The following is a 20,411-nucleotide window of genomic DNA, read 5'->3' as shown; positions in this document are numbered from 1 at the left end:
GGGGTAACATTCAAACGGGTCGGCCTCTCCGGTGGAAGTATGTGGGTTCGATCGGAGTACGCGGGCGAACTCGCCGTACTCTCGACGTGGCTGTGTTCGCTGTTACCGTGGGCAGTCACCTACGGCGAGACAGAGGTGCTCGCACAGGAGACGAGTGTGTGGATTTTCTGGTTTCTCCCCCGCCGGTTCCTCTTTCTCCCGAGCATCGAGTTCGAGAGTGGCAGCGGCGTCCCCAACTGGCTCTGGGAGTTTCTCACCTCCGATATCGGGCTATACGGCGGCGAAACCTACGCGGTACTGTTCTGGGCTGCCGGAATGGTCCTCTTTCTCGCAGCACTGATCTTCAGCCTGCTGTATTACTTCGTAGAAGACCGAATCGAGGCGCTACAGTTCGACCCCGTCCGAGTGCTCGGTACTCTCCTGGTCGCGTCCGGCCTGCTACTCTCGGTCACCTTCCTCGGCCTCTGGCAGAACCACCCCGGAATTACGCTACCCGTCGGTGTCCTCTTCCAGCTCGTCTTCGGTGTGCTCTTGCTGAAAACCGAGCGTGTCGAACGGACGTGAACGCTGGCGGTCGTCACCCAGTTTTCATTTCTAGTTTTCACCGGGTGCCATTTAAGTAGTTGGCTGCGTTAGCAGCCTATTAACCGCACAGAGGCAGGGCGTTTGCTGTCAGAGGCAACCTATGGCAAAACAGGAACCGGACGAGGGTAGCAAGGAAATCACGAGTGTCGACGGAGAACGGAGCGGACTCCGTGGCTGGCTCTCACAGACAGCACGGGCACTGACTGGCTCGAACGTTGCCGTCACGGATTACGACCCGAAACGGCACGACCGCCTCGTCTCTTTCGACGGCCTCGATGGCTACGAAGAGATCGAACGCTACTGGGTCGACGCCCCCTTCGCGTTCGTTTCGATCAACTACAACCCAGAAGAGACTGAACACCTCTACCACGTCGTCGAACCCCAGCTCACCGAGTTCGAACAGGAGCTACTGGATCGACTGTTCGAGGACATCCGTGGCCCACTTCTCTACCGGGAGACCATCGCCGAGAACCCCGAGGCTGCACTCCGGGAAGAGCTGACCGACCGCCTGGAGGAGTACGGCGTCACGATTACTGACGAGACGTTCTACCGGCTGCTGTACTACCTCCACCGGTCGTTCCAGGGCTACGGCAAACTCGACCCACTGATGTACGATCCACACATCGAAGATATCTCCTGCGATGGGCCGGGCGTCCCCGTCTTCGTCTACCACGACGACTACACCGATATCGAGACGACGGTCCGCTACGAACGTGACGAACTCGCCGATTTCGTCATCCAGCTCGCACAGCGCTCGGGTCGACACGTCTCGGTCTCCGATCCGGTCGTCTCGACGACGCTGCCCGATGGCTCGCGGATCGAACTCGCCCTCGGTGAGGAGGTGACGCCGAAAGGCTCGGCCTTTACCATCCGGAAGTACGCCGACGAGCCGTTCACGCCGATCGATCTGCTCGAATACGGCACAGTCAACCGGAAGCTGCTCGCGTTCATGTGGCTGGCAATCGAGAACAACCGGTCGCTGATCTTCGCTGGCGGGACCGCGGCCGGGAAGACCACCTCGATGAACGCGATGTCGATGTTCATCCCGCCGCGGGCGAAGGTACTCACCATCGAGGATACCCGCGAACTCTCCCTGTATCACGACAACTGGCTGTCCTCGGTCACTCGCGAGCGGATGGGCGACGCCGACATCACGATGTACGATCTGCTCCGGTCGGCACTCCGCCACCGCCCGGAGTTCATCATCGTCGGCGAGGTCCGTGGTGAGGAGGCGATCACCCTCTTCCAGGCGATGAACACCGGCCACACGACGTTTTCGACGATGCACGCAGACAGCGTCCAGACGGTGATCAACCGGCTGGAAAACGAACCGATCAACGTCCCGCGGCCGATGGTCACCTCGCTGGATATCCTCTGGGTACAGGTACTCGGTCGCTCCGACGAAGAGCGTGTCCGGCGGGCGAAAACGATCGCCGAGATCGAGGGGATCGACCAGCGGACCGGTGAACTCGACTACTCGAACACCTACTCGTGGAACTCGACGGGCGATAGCTTCTCCGAGAACAACTCCGAACTGCTCGAAGAGATCCGCGAGGAGCGTGGCTGGAGCCAGTCCGAGTTGCTCACCGAACTCCGGAACCGCCAGCGGTTTCTGAAGTACCTGCAGGAAAACGGCGTCAACGATTACCGCCGATTTACCGCGATGGTCAACAAGTACTACGCGGACTCGGAGGCGGTCATGGATCGGATCGAACAGAACGATATCAGCGTCGACACCGGAGGGTAACCCCGTCGTATGAATCCGATCTGGGCGCTTCCACCACTGCTCCCGGTTCTGATCACTGGTGTGTACCTCGTCGCGAAGAGCAACGAGCGACTCGACCGGTCGCTCAACCGGATCGCACGCGTGCTGTTCGGACAGTTCGTCTCGGAGAACAGCGAGCGCGAACGCCGCCTCGAAGCCGCCTACATCAACACGACCTACCGGACCTACGCGGCGAAGACGCTACTTTTCACGCTACTTGCTTTCGCCGCCGGCGTCGTCGCCGGTGGCTATCTCGTCGCCGGCGTCCTCGCGGTGTTCGAGCCACTCGTTCGCGCACTCGCCGGCCTCCCCCGGACGATCACTCGCCCGTTCGGCATTCGACCTGACTACATCTTCGTGATTTCCTCGCAGGCGCGACTGTTCGTCATCGTCGCTGGCGGGTTCGTCATCGGTATCGTGTCGGCACTGCTCGCGTACGTCTTTCGCTGGCAACTCCCGGCCAGTACGGCCACTGTTCGGTCCCGTGGGATCGAGGAAGGGCTCCCACGAACGGCTGCATTCATGTACGCACTCTCACGCGGCGGGATGGAGTTCCCGGAGATTCTGCGCACACTCGCCCGAAACAGGGACGTCTACGGTGAGGCGGCAAACGAGATGAGCGTCACCGTCCGCGAGATGGATCTGTTCGGCCGGGATATGATCACCGCCCTCCGGCGGATGGCCAGCCGGACCCCCAGCGAGCAGTTCAAGACCTTCGCAGAGAACACGACGAGTGTCCTCCAGAGCGGGAGCGATCTCCCGGTCTTTTTCAGCGATCAGTACGAGCGCTTCCGCGACGAACAGGAAGAACGACAGGAGGAGATCCTCGAACTGCTCGCGACGATCGCGGAGGCGTACGTGACCGTCCTCGTCGCGGGAATGCTCTTTTTGATCACGATCTTGCTCGTCTTCGGGCTGTTGATCGCGGATACGCTCATGTTTCTGATGTTGTTGATCTACCTGATGATCCCACTCGGGAACGCGGGGTTCGCACTCATTCTCCAGCAGAAACTCGACGAACTCGGCATCGCCGAAAAAAGCGGGGCAAATCTGCTCTCGCATCTCACCGTTTCGACACCAGTTCGTGCCAGCCCATCGACCGACAGCCACCGTCCTGACGGCGGATTGCAGAACGAACAGGATAACCGCCGGATGCTCGAACTGTACGACAGGGTAAGCCGGCTCAAACGCTTCCTCCGGAACCCGCTTCGAGTCTTCCTCTGGAATCCGACGAAACTGCTGTGGGTGACCGTTCCGGTCGCACTCGTCGTCTTTCTGTTCCGACTCCCCACGGCGTTTCAGGCCGAAGGGATCGCTATTCGCACCTTCGACGACCTCGTCATCCAGTCGTCACTGTTCGTTCTCGTCGCCTACGCTATCGTCCGGGAGTACTACAAACGACGGATCGACCGGATCGAGGCCGCAACGCCGGAGTTCCTCCAGCGACTCGCGAGCCTGAACGAGGCCGGGATGTCCGTCGTCGAAGGGCTTGACCGCCTCCGGGAGAGTGATCTCGGTATCCTCTCGCCGGAGATCGACCGGATCTGGCGCGATATCCAGTTCGGCTCGAACGTCGACGACTCGCTCGTCAGGTTCGGTCGGCGCGTCCGGACGCTCGCTGTCACCCGTGTCGTGACGCTTCTGGCGAACGCGATGCGTGCGAGCGGGGATCTGGGCCCGGTGTTGCGGGTCGCAGCCGAGCAGGCCCGCGCCGAGGTCAAACTGAAACGCCAGCGCAGCCAGAAGATGATGACCTACCTCGTCGTCATCTACGTCTCCTTTTTCGTCTTCCTGGTGATCGTGATGGCGGTCAACGAGGTCCTCATTCCGAGTCTCCCCGAAGCCGTCCCGACGCCGGACGACGACGCTGCTGCCCGCATCCCCGGCGGTGCCAGTGCCTTCTCCCAGCTTGGAAACGTGAACAAGGCCGCCTACTCGCTCGTCTTCTTCCACGCGGCGATCATCCAGGCCCTCTTTGCGGGCTTTATCGCGGGACAGCTCGGCGAGGGCTCGGTCCGGGACGGCGCGAAGCACGCAGCTGTCATGGTGACGATTGGCTACGTTCTGTTTTTGCTCCTCAGTTCGCCGGTCGCCTCGATCGCGATCGCAGACACGGACACCGACGGCCGGAACTTCGAGGTCCAGGAGGTGTCCCTCTCCGAGGGTGGCTACGTCGCCATCTACGACTCGGACGGCGTCGAAGGCGAACTCCTCGGCTACTCCGAGTATCTCGCACCCGGCACCCACAGCAACCTAAATATCGCGTTACAGGAGGGCAGTATCTCCCGCGATCAGTCGATCCGGATCGTCACACACCAGGAGACGAACGGAAACGACCGATTCGACTTCCGCCCTGGCGGGAACCAGGCCGACCAGCCGTATCCATCACTCGGGCAGGCCGACCAGCCCGGTGTCGAAGTCGAGGCGACGCTCAACCAGACTGCTGCCTCCGCCTGACTAACCGGCCGTGCGACAGTGAGTGACTCCATCACTGATTTATAATACGAAGTGGTATTCTCGCCCATGACGCGACAGCAGGCACCAGTGACACCACCAGTCGTCTTGACGATCGCAGGCAGCGACTCCGGCGGTGGCGCGGGGATACAGGCCGATCTCAAGACGATCGAGGCAGGCGGCGGCTTCGGCACCAGCGCGATCACCAGCGTGACCGCACAGCACACGCGCGGTGTCGAGAGCACGCATCTGCTCCCACCCACCGAGATCGAAGCCCAGTGCGATGCGGTGACCGGCGATTTCGACGTCGCCGCGGTGAAGACGGGGATGCTCGCCACCAGCGAGATCGTCGAACTCGTCACCGAGCAGGTCGCCGACCTCGCCGCGCCGGCCGTCGTCGATCCGGTGATGGTCGCGACCTCGGGTGATCGGCTGCTCGACGAGGGTGCGGAGGCCGCCTACGAAGCGCTCGCCAGCGAGGCGACGCTGATCACGCCGAATGCAGACGAGGCGACCGTCCTCACCGGGATCGAGATCGAGTCGACCGCCGACGCCGAACGCGCCGGCGAACAGCTGGTCTCGGAGGGCGTCGAGGCCGCGCTGATCAAGGGCGGGCACGTCTCCGGCGAGGCAGTCACAGATCTGCTCGTCACCGAGACAGGGATCGAGAAAATCAGTCACCCGCGTGTCGACACCGAGGCGACGCATGGCTCGGGCTGTATGCTCTCGGCTGCGATCGCGACCCGCCTCGCCCACGGAGATGAGCTCTCCGAAGCGGTCCGGTCCGGCATCGACCTGCTCGGCCAGGCCGTCCGGTACGGCATCGACGTCGGCGAGGGTCCGGGGACGGTCCACCACATGGTGACCGCCAGAAACGACGCTGCACGCGAACCGACTGCCGAGGCGGTTACGGGCATCGTCCAGCAACTCGTCGAGGCGGATATCTCGCCGCTCGTGCCGGAAGTCGGGACGAACGTCGTCGGCGCGACGCCACACGCCGAAACCCCGACAGAGTGTGCCGCAGTCGAGGGCCGGATCGGCCGAACACTCGACGGCGTTGCTCCCACGGGTGGTGTCCGGTTCGGCGCGTCGAGTCACGTCGCTCGTTTCCTGCTCGCAGCCCGGGAGTACGAACCGGCGTTTCGGTTCGCGCTCAACTGCCGGTTCGACGACGACATCCAGACTGCACTCGATTCGCTCGACTGGGCGGTCGGCTCCTACGACCGCGGGAACGAACCCGACCCGGTGAAATCGGAAGCGGAACGGACGATGCAGTGGGGCGCAACGCAGGCCTTCGAGCATGTGGACGAACCGCCGGTCGCGGTGTTCGACCGCGGCGACCACGGCAAAGAACCGATCACCAAGATTCTCGCGACCGATCCGGCGACGCTCGTCGACCGGACGACGACGCTTCTCGACGCTGTGGCGTAGGCGGATGCGTTTCGACGCTGTGGCCGAACCCGGAAACCCGGAAGCGACCGCCTCTTGCTTTTCCCCCATCGGTCCAACTGCGTCCACATGGAACCGACCAACACGATTGCCACAGGAAATCTCACACCACAGCTGCCGGATCTCGACGGGGGCCTGGTCCTGCTCGAACTCGACGGCGCTGTCGAGCGTGCCGTCCACGCGCTTGCCGTCGATCACGTCCTCCAGTCCGGTGGCGACGCCTGCTGGATCGACCCGGGAACGAACGCGCAGACCGATCCGCTCGTCGAGCTTGCACCGTCGGATCGCATCCTCGACCGGATCGCCGTCGCTCGCGGGTTCACTGCCTTCCAGCATCTCGAACTGCTCCGCTCGCTTCCGGAAATCTGTCCGGCCAGCACCGAACTGATCGTCGTTCCGGCCATCGACCGCTACTACCGGGACGACGGACTGCTCGCAGACGAAGGCCGGGAGATGTTGCTCTCGGGGATCGCTGCACTCGCAGGAATCGCCAGAGAACGAGCGATTCCGGTCGTGCTCACCCGGACCGTGAGCGACGAGTTCAGCCAGCCTGTCGAATCGGCTGCCGACCACACGATCGCCTGCGAGAGGACACCGTTCGGTCCACGCTTCCGGACTGACGGGGAGGAGACACTGATCTACCCGGTCGACGGCGGCCGGTGGGTCCAGACGACGATCAGCTTCTGGGAGCGGATTCTCGCTGTCCGTGCGTCCGCCGCCAGCGAGCGCGCACAACCGGAGGTGACTGCGCGTGGGGCGAACTAACCCGACCTACCGGGACCGACTCGACAGCCTCGAACGGGAATGGCAGCCGTACCGCCGCGGGCTGCGAGTCAGCGAGCAGACCCAGTTCGATCAGCTGTTCGAACACGGTCGGACGTACGCGCACGCGGCGGGCCATCTGAACCACCCGAACCCGGAGATCCCGTTTCTCCTGTCGGTGCTGCTCGCCCAGCAGCGCCAGCTCGCGGAACTGACCAGCCGTCTGGGGGAGCTAACCAGCCGCCTGAACGAACTGGACGCGGACACCAGCCATGGCGTTCAAGATTGACTTCGAAGACGGTAACGCCGTCGAGTGGACAGCGACAGAGACAGGCCTTCGAGCCGAAACGCAGACCGACTACACACCGACGATCTACGCGAACGCGGATGCACCGACGCTCGACGAACTCGCGGCCGAACTCGCGGCCCGCTGCGATGTGGTCGCGACGGCTCGGGAGCACTTTCGGCCCGCGTTCCGGCGCGAGCCCACGACAGTGCTCCGGATCGACGTCGACTCGATCGACCGCATCCGCCCGCTCGGCGGCTGGCTCCGCCGGTCGCGCCGGCCCGGCGAGATCCGGCTGTTCAACGTCGACTTCTCACCGCAGTTCCGGTACTGTCTCGAAGAAGGCGTCGAGCCGGTCCCCGAGCGACCGCTTCGCGTTCTCGAACTGACCCATCCTGGACCCGGCGCACCCACCACACCTGTCGAACAGCTTCAGGTCGACGGTGAGCGAGTTTCTGCCGGACCCGCTGAACTTCTCGCACGACTCCAGGAGCGACTGGACGCGACCGATCCGGACGTGCTCGCGCTCTCGACGGGTGAACTCGTCCCGGCGCTGGTCGAGACCGCCGAGAGCGTCGATCAACCATTTCAGCTCGGCCGCCGTGCAGGGTACGAGCAACTCGCGAGCGCGTCGACCTACGGGAGCTACGGGCAGGTCGGCCACTCGCCAGCCCGGTACGACGTGCCCGGCCGAGTGCTCGTCGACCACTCGAACACGTTTTTCTACCGCGAGACGAATTTGGATGGTTGTCTCGACCTCGTCGCGCGCTCCCAGAAACCCCTTCAGGAGCTGTCCTGGGCCTCGATCGGCAACGTCCTGACGGCGATCCAGATCCGCGAAGCGCTGGACCGGGGCGTACTCGTCCCCTGGAAGAGCTGGCGACACGAGTTCCCGAAGAGCATGCGCCAGCTCCACGAGGCCGACCGCGGCGGCTTCACCTTCGCGCCCCAGGTCGGCGTCCACGAGGACGTCCACGAACTGGATTTCTCCTCGCTGTACCCCAACATCATCCGAACACGGAATATCAGCCCGGAGACGATCCGCTGTGACTGCCACGATAGCGCGGACGTGCCCGGACTGGGCTACAGCATCTGTGACGAGCCCGGCTATCTCCCGGACGTGCTGGGGCCGATCATCGACGACCGCGACGCGATCAAAGCCGAGATCAAGGCAACCGACGACCCCGAGCGGGAAGCAACCCTGGCGGGCCAGTCGGCGGCGCTGAAGTGGATTCTCGTCTCCTGTTTCGGCTACCAGGGCTTCTCGAACGCGAAGTTCGGTCGGATCGAGTGCCACGAGGCGATCAACGCCTACGCCCGCGAGATCATCCTGGACGGAAAAGAACGACTGGAAGCCACGGGCTGGCAGGTCGTCCACGGCATCGTCGACAGCCTGTGGGTGACCGCCCGCGAGGGGGCCGAGCAGACACCGCTCGATTCTGTCACCGCGACGGTGACCGACGAGACGGGGATCAGACTCGAACACGAGGCGGTCTACGACTGGATCGCCTTCGTCCCGCTTCGAAACAGCGAGAGCGGTGCGCTGACCAAATATTTCGGCCGGCGGCGCGATGGCAGCTACAAGTATCGCGGCATCGAGTGTCGCCAGCGCAGTACGGCACCGTTCGTCGCCGACTGCCAGCACGCGTTAATCGAGACCTTCGACCGGACCCGCGATCCCGAGGCCGTCTGTGGAGAACTCGCCCGCTGGATCGACAGACTCGACGCCGACGCTGTCGATCCGGACCGACTCACAATCACCAGCCGCACGTCGAAGGAACTCGACGAGTACGACCAGCGAACACGGACGACCGCCGCGCTCGAACGCCGACTCGCCGCGGGCTACGATCAGTTCCCCGGCCAGGACGTCTGCTACGTCGTCGTGGACGACACGAAGGCAGGTCGTGACCGGGTTCGGCTCGCACACGAGAAGGGAAGTGGCTACGACAGCGAGTTCTACCGAAATAGACTCCTCCGCGCGGCGGAATCCGTGCTCTCGCCGATTGGGTGGCGCGTCGCCGATATCGACGCCTACCTCGATGACCGCGAGGCGGCGACGCTCGGACGGTTCAGAACGTGAACTGCAGATAGGGAATTAGTAGCCCAGCTGTTCGCGGACGAGCACGACTGTCGTCCGGTCGTCTTCGAGTTCCCGTCGGAAGATGAGCTGTTTCGCGATGGCGCTCTCGACGCCGTAGGCCTCCTTGGCGCGTTCGTTCTCCAGCGGGTAGGCGACGGATTCGAGGCGGTCGAGTGCGTCCGAAAGCGTCGGCACGATCTTGTTCACGCCGCTGACGATGACGACGTTGCTGGCGGCGAAGGGGTAAGCACCGATCCGACTACCCGAGCGGTCGGCCGCGACGAGTTCGCCCGTCGCTGCGATAGCGTTGATGCCACCGAGGAAGTAATCGGCCGTCTGGGACTCCCGACGAGCAGCCTGCCGTTTTGCGTCGTCGTCGATACTCCAGATCTGGTCGGGGAGACTCTCCCAGTCGTGGTCACCCTCGGTGAGATACTCGGCGAATCCGATCTCTTCGAGCGTCGTCGAGTGGCCGTTCATCACGGAGGAATCGGCCGGGATGTGTGACTGGATCGTCTCCAGTGCGTCTGCCGCCGAGTCGACGACGACGACGTCGAACCCGTTCGCTTCGAGATTTTCGACGGCTTCGTCGATGGTCTCCTCGTCCGGTTGTTCGTCCAGTTCGTGCGCTACTTCAGCGTCGTCGATAAACTCTGATTTCTGAGACATTGTGGTGAAATTGTCGACAGTGGATAGTGGAGCGGATCGATGTTAAGCGCTCCTGGACACCGATGTCTGGTAGTTACATCAGTGATACTACTGTGAATTATCCAGCCGAAACGAAGGTGACATCGATGATAGCTCGAAGTGAAGTAGCCACAATCCATCTATTCTATAATGACAGATCCTACGCCAACACCGGGTATTCATCACGTCACCTGTGTCGCCGGTGACCCACAGCAAAACATGGATTTCTGGGTCGAGACGCTCGGACTCCGCCTCGTCAAGCGCTCGATTAACCAGGACGACCCCAGCACGTATCACTTCTTCTTCGCCGACGCCGAGGGGACGCCTGGCACGAGCATGACCTTCTTCCCGTGGGAGGATCTCTCCCAGGGCAAGGTCGGCTCGGGACAGGTCTCCCGGACGGCCTTCCGCGTTCCCGAAGGAAGTCTCGATTACTGGGAGGATCGCTTCGACGAGTTCGGTGTCGAGTACGACGACCGGGTCGAACGGTTCGGCGAGACTGTGCTTCCGTTCCGCGACCCCGACGGACTCCCGATCGAACTCGTCGCAGTCGAGATTCCCGACGACGATCCGACCGTCCCGTGGACGGAGTTCGTCCCCGCGGAGTATGCGATCCGTGGCTTCCACTCGGTAACCCTGTGGCTCGCAGACCCCCAGCAGACCGAGGATCTGCTCCGGACGATGGGACTGGAGGAGATCGGGACGGAGCAAGCGCAAGGCGACACACCGGGAGACGAGCGCACCCGCTTCGCGGCGACTGGCTCCGTGGGCAACTACGTCGACGTGCTGCCGACGATCCAGAGCGGTCGGCAGGGTCACGGGACGGTCCACCACGTTGCGTTTCAGACGCCGACCGACGAGGACCAGCAGGCGATGCGCGAGGCCGTCCAGTCGAAGGGACTGCGCCCGACGGCACAGATCGACCGCCACTGGTTCCGATCTGTCTACTTCCGGGAGTTCAACGGGATTCTCTTCGAACTCGCGACGAAGGGCCCGGGATACACGAGCGACGAACCGCTCGACGAACTCGGCGAAAAGCTCGTCCTCCCCGGGAAGTTCGAGGGCCAGCGCGACCAGATCGAGGCAGGGCTGACCGACGTGACGATCCCCCACGCCGAACCGATCGAGAGTGACGACTAGTCTTTTGTTGTATTGGCGCTGGTAAGTTGCTGGGTGGCGATAAAATCGAGCTTCGTCTATCAGTTCACACGGTAAAGTAGATAAATTTAATATGCAAAAATGACAACTTATTGGTGATGAGCAAGTCCAATCAAGACTGGTGGCCTGACTTGCTTGACTTGGCCCCACTCGACCAGAACGCACAGCAGTACCCTCTCGGTGAAGACTTCGATTACGCAGAGGAGTTTCAGAAACTCGACTTGGAAGCGGTGAAAACGGACCTGGAGGAGCTGATGACCGACTCCAGGGACTGGTGGCCCGCTGACTACGGCCACTACGGTCCGCTCTTTATCCGGATGGCCTGGCACAGTGCCGGAACCTACCGTACCACCGACGGTCGCGGTGGTGCATCCGGTGGTACCCAGCGGTTCGAGCCGCTGGGAAGTTGGCCGGACAACGCCAACCTCGACAAGGCACGACGCCTGCTGTGGCCGATCAAACAGAAATACGGTCGACAGCTCTCGTGGGCAGACCTCATCGTCCTGGCGGGCAACGTCGCCATGGAGTCGATGGGCTTCGAGACGTTCGGTTTCGCGGGTGGCCGCACAGATGCCTTCCAGCCCGACGAGGGCGTCGACTGGGGTCCCGAACAGAAGATGGAGTCGTGGGACCGTTTCGACGAGGACGACGAGCTCGCCGACCGCCTCGGCGCGACAGTTATGGGACTCATCTACGTCAACCCCGAGGGACCCGAGGGCGAGCCTGACCCCGAGTGGTCGGCCCAGCGTATCCGCCAGTCCTTTAGCCGGATGGCGATGAACGACAAAGAGACCGCGGCACTCATCGCTGGCGGGCACACCTTTGGAAAGGTCCACGGCGCCGACGACCCGGAGGAGTATGTCGGCCCCGACCCTGCGGCTGCCCCCATCGAGAACATGGGGCTTGGCTGGGAGAGCGACTACGGGTCCGGAAAAGGCGACGATACCATCACCAGCGGCATTGAGGGCCCCTGGAACGCCACGCCGACGATGTGGGACCTGTCCTACGTCAACAACCTGCTGGACTACGAGTGGGAACCCGAGAAAGGCCCAGGCGGCGCCTGGCAGTGGACGCCGACAGCGGAGAGCAAAATCGAGGACGCGCCTGCCGCCCACGACCCCGAAGACACGCAGACACCGATGATGCTGACGACTGACATCGCCCTGAAGAAAGACCCCGACTACCGCGAGGTCATAGAGGAGTTCCAGGACGACCCCATGGAGTTTCTGGACGCCTTCGCGCGGGCCTGGTACAAACTCATTCACAGGGACATGGGGCCACCCGAGCGGTTCCTCGGCCCCGAAGTCCCCGAGGAGACGATGATCTGGCAGGACCCGCTCCCGGACCGCAACTTCGCACCCATCGGCGACGACGCAGCCGAGTTGCTCAAAGCGGAGATTCTCGATTCGGACCTCTCGTGCTCACAGCTCGTCAAGACTGCCTGGGCCTCCGCATCGACCTACCGTGACAGCGACAAGCGCGGCGGCGCAAACGGCGCCCGCATCCGACTGGAACCCCAGCGTAGCTGGGAGGTCAACGAGCCGGACCAGCTGGAGATGGTCCTCTCGACGCTCGAAGAAATCAAGACGGAATTCAACGAGTCACGCTCCGATGGCACGGCCGTCTCGCTCGCTGATATCATCGTTCTGGGCGGCAACGCAGCCATCGAGCAGTCCGCGGCCGACGCCGGGTACGATATCTCCGTACCATTCGAACCGGGTCGCGTCGACGCCGAAGCGGAGTGGACCGACGAGGACTCTTTCGAGGCACTGAAACCCGCAGCTGACGGCTTCCGGAACTACGTCGGCGAGGAGTTCGAGAACCTCGACCGCAAGCCCGAAGAGCAACTGGTCGACATGGCGGACCTCCTGGATCTCACTCCCGAAGAGATGACGGTGCTGGTCGGCGGACTGCGCCAGCTCGGCGCAACCTATCAGGACACTGATTTGGGCGTGCTCACTGACGAGCCCGGTGTGTTGGCCACTGATTTTTTCGACAACCTGCTCAGCATGGACTACGAGTGGAAGGAAGCCGACGACGAGTACGTCTACGAGGGATACGACCGCGAGACGGGCGAACAGGTCTGGGAGGCGAGTCGTTTCGACCTCATCTTCGGGTCGAACTCGCGTCTACGGGCCATCGCGGAAATGTACGCCGCCGAGGACGGTGAAAAAGAGTTCGTCGAAGACTTCACCGACGCCTGGCACAAAGTCATGACCGCGGACCGTTTCGACCTGGAGTAGTAATTGTCGGAAAAACTAGTCAGATTATACCGGCAAGAACGTCCCACAGAGGTGTCGAATACGAGGATTGCCATTCTCGACGAACCACCCAGCAACTCATACTGGCGAAAGCGGCTTTTCTCGTCGGCCAGAAGATGAGGTATGCGCGCAGCAGTGTTCCGCGGCCCCGGCGAGATCGAGATCGAAAAGCGACCGAAACCCGAAGTCGAGTCACCACGCGAGGCAGTAATTCAGGTCACCCACACCGCGGTCTGTGGCTCCGATCTCTGGTTTTACCGCGGCGAGAGCGACCGCGAGGTCGGCTCACGTGTCGGCCACGAGCCGATGGGAATCGTCGAGGAGGTCGGCTCGGCCGTCCGGTCGGTCGAGCCGGGCGACCGCGTACTGGCTCCATTCCTCGTCAGCTGCGGTCGCTGTGAGTTCTGCCGCAAGGGACTGCACACCTCCTGTGTCAACGGCGAGTCCTGGAACGGCGCACAGGCCGAGTACCTCCACGTCCCCGAAGCCGACGGCACGCTCGTCCGAGTGCCGGATCGGTACGCCGACGACGAATCCGCGCTCGAATCACTGCTCCCACTGACGGACGTGATGGGGACGGGTCACCACGCCGCAGTCAGCGCGGGGGTCGACGCGGGTGACACCTGCGTCGTCGTCGGCGACGGCGCCGTTGGGCTCTGTGCCGTCCTGGCAGCCCGCCGACTCGGAGCCGAACGCATCGTCGCGATGGGCCACCACGAGGACCGACTCGAACTCGCCGAGGAGTTCGGCGCGACCGAGACGATCGCAAAGCGAGGCGAGGATGCAATCGAGCGAGCACAGGAACTGACCTACGGCGGCGCAAACCACGTCATGGAGTGTGTCGGCGCAGCCTCGGCGATGGAGACGGCAATCGAGGTCTGCCGACCGGGCGGCACCGTGGGCTATGTCGGCGTCCCACACGGCGTCGACGACGCAGGGCTAGAGCTGTACTCGCTGTTCGGCGACAACATCACGCTTCGCGGCGGGGTCGCACCGGTCCGAGCGTACGCCGACGACCTGATGGCCGACGTACTCGGCGGAACGCTCGATCCGTCGCCGATCTTCACAAAAACAGTCGATCTCGACGGCGTTCCCGAGGGCTACCGCGCGATGGACCAGCGGGAGGCGATCAAAGTGATGGTCCGACTCTAGCGGCCCTTTGCTCGATCCACGTCTGATTCGTCTTCCAGCCGATCCGCGTAGATGACGCCACGCTCGCCATCGAGCGTGATGACTTCTCCGTCCTCGATATCCTCGGGGACAGTCGCGTTGCTGATCATCGGGATTTCGAGTTCCCGGGCGACGATCGCTGCGTAGCCAGTCATTCCTTCGTGGGCATCGACGATGCCAGCGACTTTCGAGAGTTCTCCCGTGAACTCGCCATCGAAGGACTCCGGCACTGCGACGAGCGCGCCGTCCGGTACGTCAGAGAGATCCCCGTCCGAGACGCGATGGAGCGGGCCAGTTGCGAAGCCGGAGACGACCGAGCGGCCGGCAGCGAGGCGCTCGGAGGCGACGTGGACTTTCAGCATATCGGCCGTGTCGTAGCCGCCGTGGTCGGTCATCATCCCGGAGAGGACGACGACCGTGTCACCGCTTTCCGCACTCCCTGCGTCCAGTGCCGACTGAACCGTATTCCGGATCAGGGAGTCGGTGTCGTCGACGTACTCGACCTTTCGCGGGATGATCCCCCAGGCGAGCGTCAACTGCCGTTTGACACGCTCTGTCGGTGTCGCGGCGACGACGGGGATGTTCGGGCGGTACTTCGCGGCTTTCCGTGCCGTGTAGCCGGACTCACTCGCGACGGTGATGGCGGATGCACCGGTGTCACGGGCCAGATACCGGGCGGAGCGAGCCAGCGCGTCAGTGCGCGTCTCACCTGCTGGTGGCACTCGCTGTTCGAGCGTCTCGGCGTACTCGTCGCTCTCTTCGACGTCACGGACGATCCGATCCATCGTATCGACGACCTCGGCGGGGTGATCACCGATCGCCGTCTCACCCGAGAGCATGACAGCGTCGGTCCCGTCGAGGACGGCATTCGCCACGTCAGAGGCCTCTGCACGGGTCGGACGGCGGTTGTGGATCATCGAATCCAGCATCTCCGTCGCCGTGATGACCGGCACACCACCGCGCTGGCATTTCCGGATGATCTGTTTCTGGATGATCGGCACGTCTTCGAGCGGGATCTCGACACCGAGATCACCTCGTGCGACCATGATCCCGTCGGCGGCGTCGATGATCTCGTCGATGTTCTCGACGGCCTCGACGCGCTCGATCTTCGCGATGATCGGGATGTTCGCGTCGCGGTCTTCGAGTTCGGAGCTGATCTCGTAGATGTCGGCCGCAGAACTGACGAAACTCGCCGCCATGAAGTCGACCTTTTTGTCCGCAGCGACGTCCATCTCCTGGCGGTCTTTCTCCGTCACTGGCGGCAAGCCGAGATCGACACCGGGGACGTTCACCCCCTTCCGGCTCTCGAGGGTCCCACCAGTTTCGAACCGCGCGTACACCGTCTCACCGTCGACCCTGGTCACGGTCGCCTCGAGCCGTCCGTCGTCGAGCAAGATTCTGTCGCCGGCTTCGGCCGCGGAGAGATCCTTCGAGACACCGACCTGCTCGGGTGTCGTCTCCCCGCCCGGGACGAACGGGACTTCGTCACCCTCGTCGAAGACGGTCCCCTCTTCGGACTCTGCTGTCCGGATCTCGGGGCCCGGCATATCGTGCATGATCCCGATCGGCGTGCCGATCTCTTCGTCGACCGATCGGATCCGGTCGATCAGTTCCCGGCGCTGGTCCGGTGAGCCGTGGCTGGCGTTGAGTCTGGCGACGGACATGCCGCTGTTCGCGAGCGCGGCGATCGATTCTTTGTCGTCCGAGGCAGGGCCGAGCGTGCAGACGATCTTCGCACGTCGACTCACAGTCTACCCTCCAACTTCATTCTACAGATCATATGCTATGTTCTTCCCTCGGGTATAAAGAAAGTTTGTAGGAAGCGCTGACCGATCTGTCCACCCTCGTTGCCGATCAGTCGTCGGACCGTCCCGTCTTCTGGACTGGTTCGGCCAGTTCGTTCAGTTCTGATGGAGAGCACGGACTGTTCGTCTCTCGGCCCGTCTACGTGCCATATATATTGTTCGACCGCTTCGCTATGAGTGATGGGTAGTTACGTGTGTACGATTGCAGGCGGCAACGGCGGCGTTGGCAAGACGACAACAGCGATCAATCTCGCCGCGGTACTGGAATCTCGGGGGTACGATACGGCCATTATCGATGCGGATCTGGCGATGCCGAACGTCGCCGAGATGCTCGGTGTGGACTCCGACGCGTATCTGCACGACGTGCTCGCCGGCAACGCGACCGTCAGTGAGACACTGACTGACACACCGGCTGGTATGTCGATCATCCCGGGCGAACCGAGTCTCGACGCGTACGCGCAGACGGATCCGGACAAACTTCGACGGGTCGCGAGCACACTGAGCAACACCTACGATGTCGTTCTGATCGACACCGCTGCGGGACTCAGCAAGGAGACGACGGTCCCGCTGGAGCTGGCCGATGGCGTCGTTCTCGTCACGACCCCGGATCACGTCTCGCTGACTGATACCGGCAAAACCGGGACGATCGCCGAACTCGTCGACAGCGAGATCCTGGGGGCACTGCTCGTTCGCGCCACCGAAGAGACGCCGATCGCGGACATCGACGAGGAGTTCGCGTTCCCGATTCTCGGCGGGATTCCGAGCGATCTCGACGCTGCCGGAGACGAACCGCTCGTCAACACCAGCCCGGAGAGTCCTGCCGCAGCGGCGTTTCAGGAACTCGTCGATCAACTCGAACCAGTCTTTTTCGAGGGGGAAAACGGTGAAGCAGTCGATCTCGTCCCACAGGAGTGGGTCGACAACTAGTTTTCTGTCTGACCGCGCACGTTCTCCAGAAACTCACCGAAGACGGGTTGGCAGTTTTCACAGAGCGTGTAGTTCGCGTAGGCTGGTAGCTCGTCGCCGATACGCCGGTAGAGTTCGACCCCGAGGACTGGCCCGTCACAGCTGTTCGTACAGAAGCTGCAGGTCGACGCAATCGCCCGGTAGCCCTCCCCGATAGAGCGGTCGTCACCGACCGGTGGCTGTCCGTGGCGGTGCCAGCTCGTGATCAGCTCGACCACCTCGCTCGCGCAGTCCGGACACAGCGTGAGGCCGCCGTGGTCCGGGATGGCGGTCGGCAGTGTCGCCTCTGCGCCCGGATAGCTCTGGAGCGCGAGCAGTTGTTCGGTCAGCTGACAGTCACAGAACGTACACGAGAGGGGTGCCGACACGTCCCCAGTCGATCCCTGGCTCGGTTCGCTGCTCATGGGGCTGTCTACGGACAGCCTGTTCAAAGAACCGCGTCAGACAGCCGACAGCCGTCTGTCTGCCACACGTGAAGAACACGTGCGGTGACGTCAGCTGCAGTGTCGCAGGGCAAAACGAAGACGGTATCAACCTCCTGATCTAGTGCCATACCATGAGCACGAGCGACCCGCATGGGGGCGATCCGGACCACGAGGATGCGACCGATGCCGACCACAAAAATGCGATGCAGGACGTCATTGCCGTCGACGGTGACGACAACGAGCAGGGGACCGTAAACAGGCTAGATGCACACACTGGCGATGGAATTCGACATCGAGCGTTCACGACGCTTCTGTTCGACGAGGAGGGCCGGATTCTGCTGGCACAGCGCAGCCCCGACAAACGACTCTGGGACACCTTCTGGGACGGCACCGTCGCCTCACACCCTGTCGAGGGTGAGACGCAGGTCGAGGCCGCGAGCAAACGCCTCGACGAGGAACTCGGTATCTCGCCCGACCAGTACGACGATCTCCGGGTGACCGACCGGTTCGAGTACAAACGCTACTACGAAAACGCGGGCGTCGAACACGAGGTCTGTGCTGTCCTGAAAGCGACGCTGACGGACACCAGCATCGACCCGGACCCCGAGGAGGTCGGCGGCATCATGTGGGTCCCCTACGAGCGACTCCACGAACACCCGAGCTGGTATCGGCAGCTCCGGCTCTGCCCCTGGTTCGAGATCGCGATGCGCCGGGATTTCGACGACTGACGGTTACCCTTCTGTGTCGTCCACCGCTGCGCGTGGTAACCTGACACGAACGGTACAGCCGTCGTCGTTCTCGAAGGTAACTGTTCCACCGGCCCGTTCGACCACCCAGTTGACGAGCCAGAGCCCGACCCCACTGGAGTGCTGGAGTGCTGTTTCACGCCCCGAGAGAATCGTCTGTAGTTCCTGCTGTTCGATGCCCGGCCCATTGTCGCTGACTTCGATGACGGCGTGGCTGTCGCTCGATTCGGTCGCATGGAATCGGACGACGACGCGTGGCTCCTCGCTGTCGTTGTGCTCGATAGCGTTCGAGACGAGTTCCTCGAAGACGGCGACGAGTGCGCTCCCGCCGGTGACCGCGATCCGCTCGGGGAGGTCGAGCGTCACCTCGCCACCGGCCGGTGAGAGCCCACCCATCTGGCGTTCACCACGGAGCTCCGCTGCGATATCGATCCCGTCACCCTGTTCGGAGTCGAGCATTCGCGAGAGCCGACCGAGTTTGTCGCTCCGGTCGACGATACCGTCGACGGCACGGGTCGCAGTCTCCAGGCGTGCGATCGGTTCGTCGGCGTCGATATCTGTCCTGGCGAGTTCGATACTGCCACGGACGACGTTCAACTCGTTGCGGACGTTGTGCCGGAGCAGTCTGTTGAGTACGTCGAGGCGCTGTTCGCGCTGGCGCCGCTCGGTGATATCACGCAGACTCAACACCTGCCCCGAGACCGTTCCGTAGCCACGGTACAGCTCCGAGCGGCGCAGATCGTAGTAGCGGCGTTTGCCGTCGAGTTCGAGTTCGACCGGGCTCTGTGCTGTCGAACCGTCGAGCGCATCCGCAAGCGCTGGTGTGAGATCCACGAGTCCCCGTCCCAGACAGTCCGCAACCGGCTGGCCGAGCAGCGTCGCAGCGGCCGGGTTGACGTCGACGATCCGGTCGCTGTCGTCGAGGATGATCATCGCGTCTTCGAGTTCGGACAGGACTGCTCTGCGGCCGATCTGGCGGGTCGCAGGTGCGATCCCGAACAGTTCCGTTTCGAGGACGGTGACGGCGAGGACGACACTCGCGAGGACGTAGCTGATCGCTGTCGGGTCGATTCCGGGCGGGAGCAATCCGAAACTGTAGATCGCATTCGTACTCATGGGGACGAGCACGGCGACGAGCAGTGCGATCCCCTGCCACTGGTAGAGTCGGTTTGTCTCCAGCAGCATTCGGACGAGGATGAGAGCGCCGGCAGCGAGCAGGAGGGAGGCGTACACCTGGTGTGCCCAGTAGGCGAGTTGAAACTCGACAGCCAACCCGTCGAACGCACCGTAGCTGATTATTTCGCTTCCCGACCAGACGAGTTCGTGGGCGTCGTTCGTCCAGACTACAGAGAGGAAGAGGAGCGGTTCGACGAGCAAGGCGGCGAACAGCTGTCGCGTGAGTCGGCGCTCACTCCCGGTGTATTCGAGGACGAACAGCAGCCACGCCGGTGGTAACAGCACCGACAGCGAGAGTGCTGTTGCGGTCCAGAGCACCATCGTCTCCAGCCCGGTCTGTGCCACCCGCAACCCCTCGACGACCGCCCAGACGCTCGCGGTCCCGGCGAACACCGCGGCCGGTTTCGCCCCCGGCCGATCACGGTAAAATAGTGCAAACAGCGCGGTACAGACCCCAACCATCGCAGCGAGAAAGATCAGCGGGAAATACAGCGACTCGGTCATTCAGCAGTGTGAGGATACTTTACTCGGATGTATAAGTGTATCCGCCGTCTTCTGGTGATTCTCAGCCTGAATGAGACGTTTTGGCGACAAAACGGCAGGAAAGTCGGGCGGAGAGCCGAACCGGAACCCACG

16 protein-coding genes are annotated in these 20,411 nt (G+C 62.9%); 12 read left to right on the top strand and 4 right to left on the bottom strand.

Features of this window, described 5'->3' with window-relative positions; all coding sequences use genetic code 11:
• Positions 1-39: 39 nt before the first annotated feature.
• From EOW68_RS10595 to EOW68_RS10565, 7 genes are all read left to right on the top strand, one after another.
• Positions 40-564 carry a DUF7549 family protein gene (locus tag EOW68_RS10595; RefSeq protein WP_128225128.1) on the top strand — a complete coding sequence of 175 codons (525 nt, stop codon included), beginning with the start codon at positions 40-42 and terminating at the stop codon, positions 562-564.
• A gap of 121 nt (positions 565-685) precedes the next feature.
• A complete protein-coding gene (locus EOW68_RS10590) occupies positions 686-2,332 on the top strand; it encodes a type II/IV secretion system ATPase subunit (RefSeq protein ID WP_128225127.1) in 1,647 nt (548 codons plus the stop codon).
• Positions 2,333-2,341: 9 nt separating this feature from the next.
• Positions 2,342-4,807 carry a type II secretion system F family protein gene (locus EOW68_RS10585; RefSeq protein WP_128225126.1) on the top strand — a complete coding sequence of 822 codons (2,466 nt, stop codon included), beginning with the start codon at positions 2,342-2,344 and terminating at the stop codon, positions 4,805-4,807.
• A 66-nt stretch (positions 4,808-4,873) separates the two neighbouring features.
• The gene (gene thiD, locus EOW68_RS10580; RefSeq protein WP_128225125.1) at positions 4,874-6,235 is read left to right on the top strand and encodes a bifunctional hydroxymethylpyrimidine kinase/phosphomethylpyrimidine kinase; all 1,362 of its coding nucleotides are present in this window, start codon (positions 4,874-4,876) and stop codon (positions 6,233-6,235) included.
• Between the two features lie 87 nt (positions 6,236-6,322).
• On the top strand, positions 6,323-7,018 hold the full coding sequence (locus tag EOW68_RS10575) for a P-loop NTPase family protein (protein WP_128225124.1): 696 nt from the start codon (positions 6,323-6,325) through the stop codon (positions 7,016-7,018).
• On the top strand, positions 7,005-7,304 hold the full coding sequence (locus EOW68_RS10570; protein ID WP_128225123.1) for a DUF8156 family protein: 300 nt from the start codon (positions 7,005-7,007) through the stop codon (positions 7,302-7,304). The genes EOW68_RS10575 and EOW68_RS10570 overlap by 14 nt, the downstream gene beginning before the upstream one ends.
• Positions 7,288-9,381, top strand: a complete 2,094-nt coding sequence (locus EOW68_RS10565) for a type B DNA-directed DNA polymerase (protein WP_128225122.1) — start codon at positions 7,288-7,290, stop codon at positions 9,379-9,381. The genes EOW68_RS10570 and EOW68_RS10565 overlap by 17 nt, the downstream gene beginning before the upstream one ends.
• Before the next feature lie 15 nt (positions 9,382-9,396).
• Here EOW68_RS10565 and EOW68_RS10560 read toward each other — a convergent pair whose 3' ends face one another.
• A complete protein-coding gene (locus EOW68_RS10560; RefSeq protein ID WP_128225121.1) occupies positions 9,397-10,050 on the bottom strand; it encodes a lactate utilization protein in 654 nt (217 codons plus the stop codon).
• A 168-nt stretch (positions 10,051-10,218) separates the two neighbouring features.
• Here EOW68_RS10560 and EOW68_RS10555 point away from each other — a divergent pair, with 168 nt between their 5' ends.
• The 3 genes from EOW68_RS10555 (at position 10,219) to EOW68_RS10545 (ending at position 14,639) form a co-directional block, all read left to right on the top strand.
• Positions 10,219-11,208, top strand: a complete 990-nt coding sequence (locus EOW68_RS10555) for a ring-cleaving dioxygenase (protein WP_128225120.1) — start codon at positions 10,219-10,221, stop codon at positions 11,206-11,208.
• Positions 11,209-11,324: 116 nt separating this feature from the next.
• Positions 11,325-13,469, top strand: a complete 2,145-nt coding sequence (gene katG, locus EOW68_RS10550) for a catalase/peroxidase HPI (protein WP_128225119.1) — start codon at positions 11,325-11,327, stop codon at positions 13,467-13,469.
• A gap of 141 nt (positions 13,470-13,610) precedes the next feature.
• Positions 13,611-14,639, top strand: a complete 1,029-nt coding sequence (locus EOW68_RS10545) for a zinc-dependent alcohol dehydrogenase family protein (RefSeq protein ID WP_128225118.1) — start codon at positions 13,611-13,613, stop codon at positions 14,637-14,639.
• Here EOW68_RS10545 and pyk read toward each other — a convergent pair.
• Positions 14,636-16,405, bottom strand: coding sequence for a pyruvate kinase (gene pyk, locus EOW68_RS10540; protein ID WP_128225117.1), 1,770 nt, complete (start codon positions 16,403-16,405; stop codon positions 14,636-14,638). The genes EOW68_RS10545 and pyk overlap by 4 nt on opposite strands.
• A gap of 237 nt (positions 16,406-16,642) precedes the next feature.
• On the opposite strand from pyk, the gene EOW68_RS10535 reads away from it, so the two are divergent.
• Complete coding sequence (locus EOW68_RS10535; RefSeq protein WP_128225116.1) at positions 16,643-17,389, top strand: P-loop NTPase; 747 nt, start codon at positions 16,643-16,645, stop codon at positions 17,387-17,389.
• Here EOW68_RS10535 and EOW68_RS10530 read toward each other — a convergent pair.
• Entirely contained in the window at positions 17,386-17,832 is a 447-nt protein-coding gene (locus tag EOW68_RS10530; RefSeq protein ID WP_128225115.1) for a hypothetical protein, read from the bottom strand. The genes EOW68_RS10535 and EOW68_RS10530 overlap by 4 nt on opposite strands.
• Before the next feature lie 152 nt (positions 17,833-17,984).
• Between EOW68_RS10530 and idi the strand changes: the two genes are divergently transcribed.
• Positions 17,985-18,581, top strand: coding sequence for an isopentenyl-diphosphate Delta-isomerase (gene idi / locus EOW68_RS10525; protein WP_128225114.1), 597 nt, complete (start codon positions 17,985-17,987; stop codon positions 18,579-18,581).
• 3 nt (positions 18,582-18,584) lie between these two features.
• Here idi and EOW68_RS10520 read toward each other — a convergent pair whose 3' ends face one another.
• Complete coding sequence (locus tag EOW68_RS10520; RefSeq protein ID WP_128225113.1) at positions 18,585-20,279, bottom strand: histidine kinase N-terminal 7TM domain-containing protein; 1,695 nt, start codon at positions 20,277-20,279, stop codon at positions 18,585-18,587.
• Positions 20,280-20,411 lie beyond the last annotated feature (132 nt).

Source organism: Halovenus amylolytica (assembly GCA_004015825.1).
In the GTDB taxonomy this organism is placed as follows: domain Archaea; phylum Halobacteriota; class Halobacteria; order Halobacteriales; family Haloarculaceae; genus Halovenus; species Halovenus amylolytica.
Note: the sequence above shows the minus strand (reverse complement) of the source record. Positions and strands in the feature narration are given on the sequence as shown.

Excerpts from the sequence above, each read along its gene's own strand:
- EOW68_RS10595 (WP_128225128.1), top strand. The coding sequence starts at position 40 with ATGTGGGTTCGATCGGAGTACGCGGGCGAACTCGCCGTACTCTCGACG.
- EOW68_RS10590 (WP_128225127.1), top strand. The coding sequence starts at position 686 with ATGGCAAAACAGGAACCGGACGAGGGTAGCAAGGAAATCACGAGTGTC.
- EOW68_RS10585 (WP_128225126.1), top strand. The coding sequence starts at position 2,342 with ATGAATCCGATCTGGGCGCTTCCACCACTGCTCCCGGTTCTGATCACT.
- thiD (WP_128225125.1), top strand. The coding sequence starts at position 4,874 with ATGACGCGACAGCAGGCACCAGTGACACCACCAGTCGTCTTGACGATC.
- EOW68_RS10575 (WP_128225124.1), top strand. The coding sequence starts at position 6,323 with ATGGAACCGACCAACACGATTGCCACAGGAAATCTCACACCACAGCTG.
- EOW68_RS10565 (WP_128225122.1), top strand. The coding sequence starts at position 7,288 with ATGGCGTTCAAGATTGACTTCGAAGACGGTAACGCCGTCGAGTGGACA.
- EOW68_RS10560 (WP_128225121.1), bottom strand. The coding sequence starts at position 10,050 with ATGTCTCAGAAATCAGAGTTTATCGACGACGCTGAAGTAGCGCACGAA.
- EOW68_RS10555 (WP_128225120.1), top strand. The coding sequence starts at position 10,219 with ATGACAGATCCTACGCCAACACCGGGTATTCATCACGTCACCTGTGTC.
- katG (WP_128225119.1), top strand. The coding sequence starts at position 11,325 with ATGAGCAAGTCCAATCAAGACTGGTGGCCTGACTTGCTTGACTTGGCC.
- EOW68_RS10545 (WP_128225118.1), top strand. The coding sequence starts at position 13,611 with ATGCGCGCAGCAGTGTTCCGCGGCCCCGGCGAGATCGAGATCGAAAAG.
- EOW68_RS10535 (WP_128225116.1), top strand. The coding sequence starts at position 16,643 with ATGGGTAGTTACGTGTGTACGATTGCAGGCGGCAACGGCGGCGTTGGC.
- EOW68_RS10530 (WP_128225115.1), bottom strand. The coding sequence starts at position 17,832 with ATGAGCAGCGAACCGAGCCAGGGATCGACTGGGGACGTGTCGGCACCC.
- idi (WP_128225114.1), top strand. The coding sequence starts at position 17,985 with ATGAGCACGAGCGACCCGCATGGGGGCGATCCGGACCACGAGGATGCG.
- EOW68_RS10520 (WP_128225113.1), bottom strand. The coding sequence starts at position 20,279 with ATGACCGAGTCGCTGTATTTCCCGCTGATCTTTCTCGCTGCGATGGTT.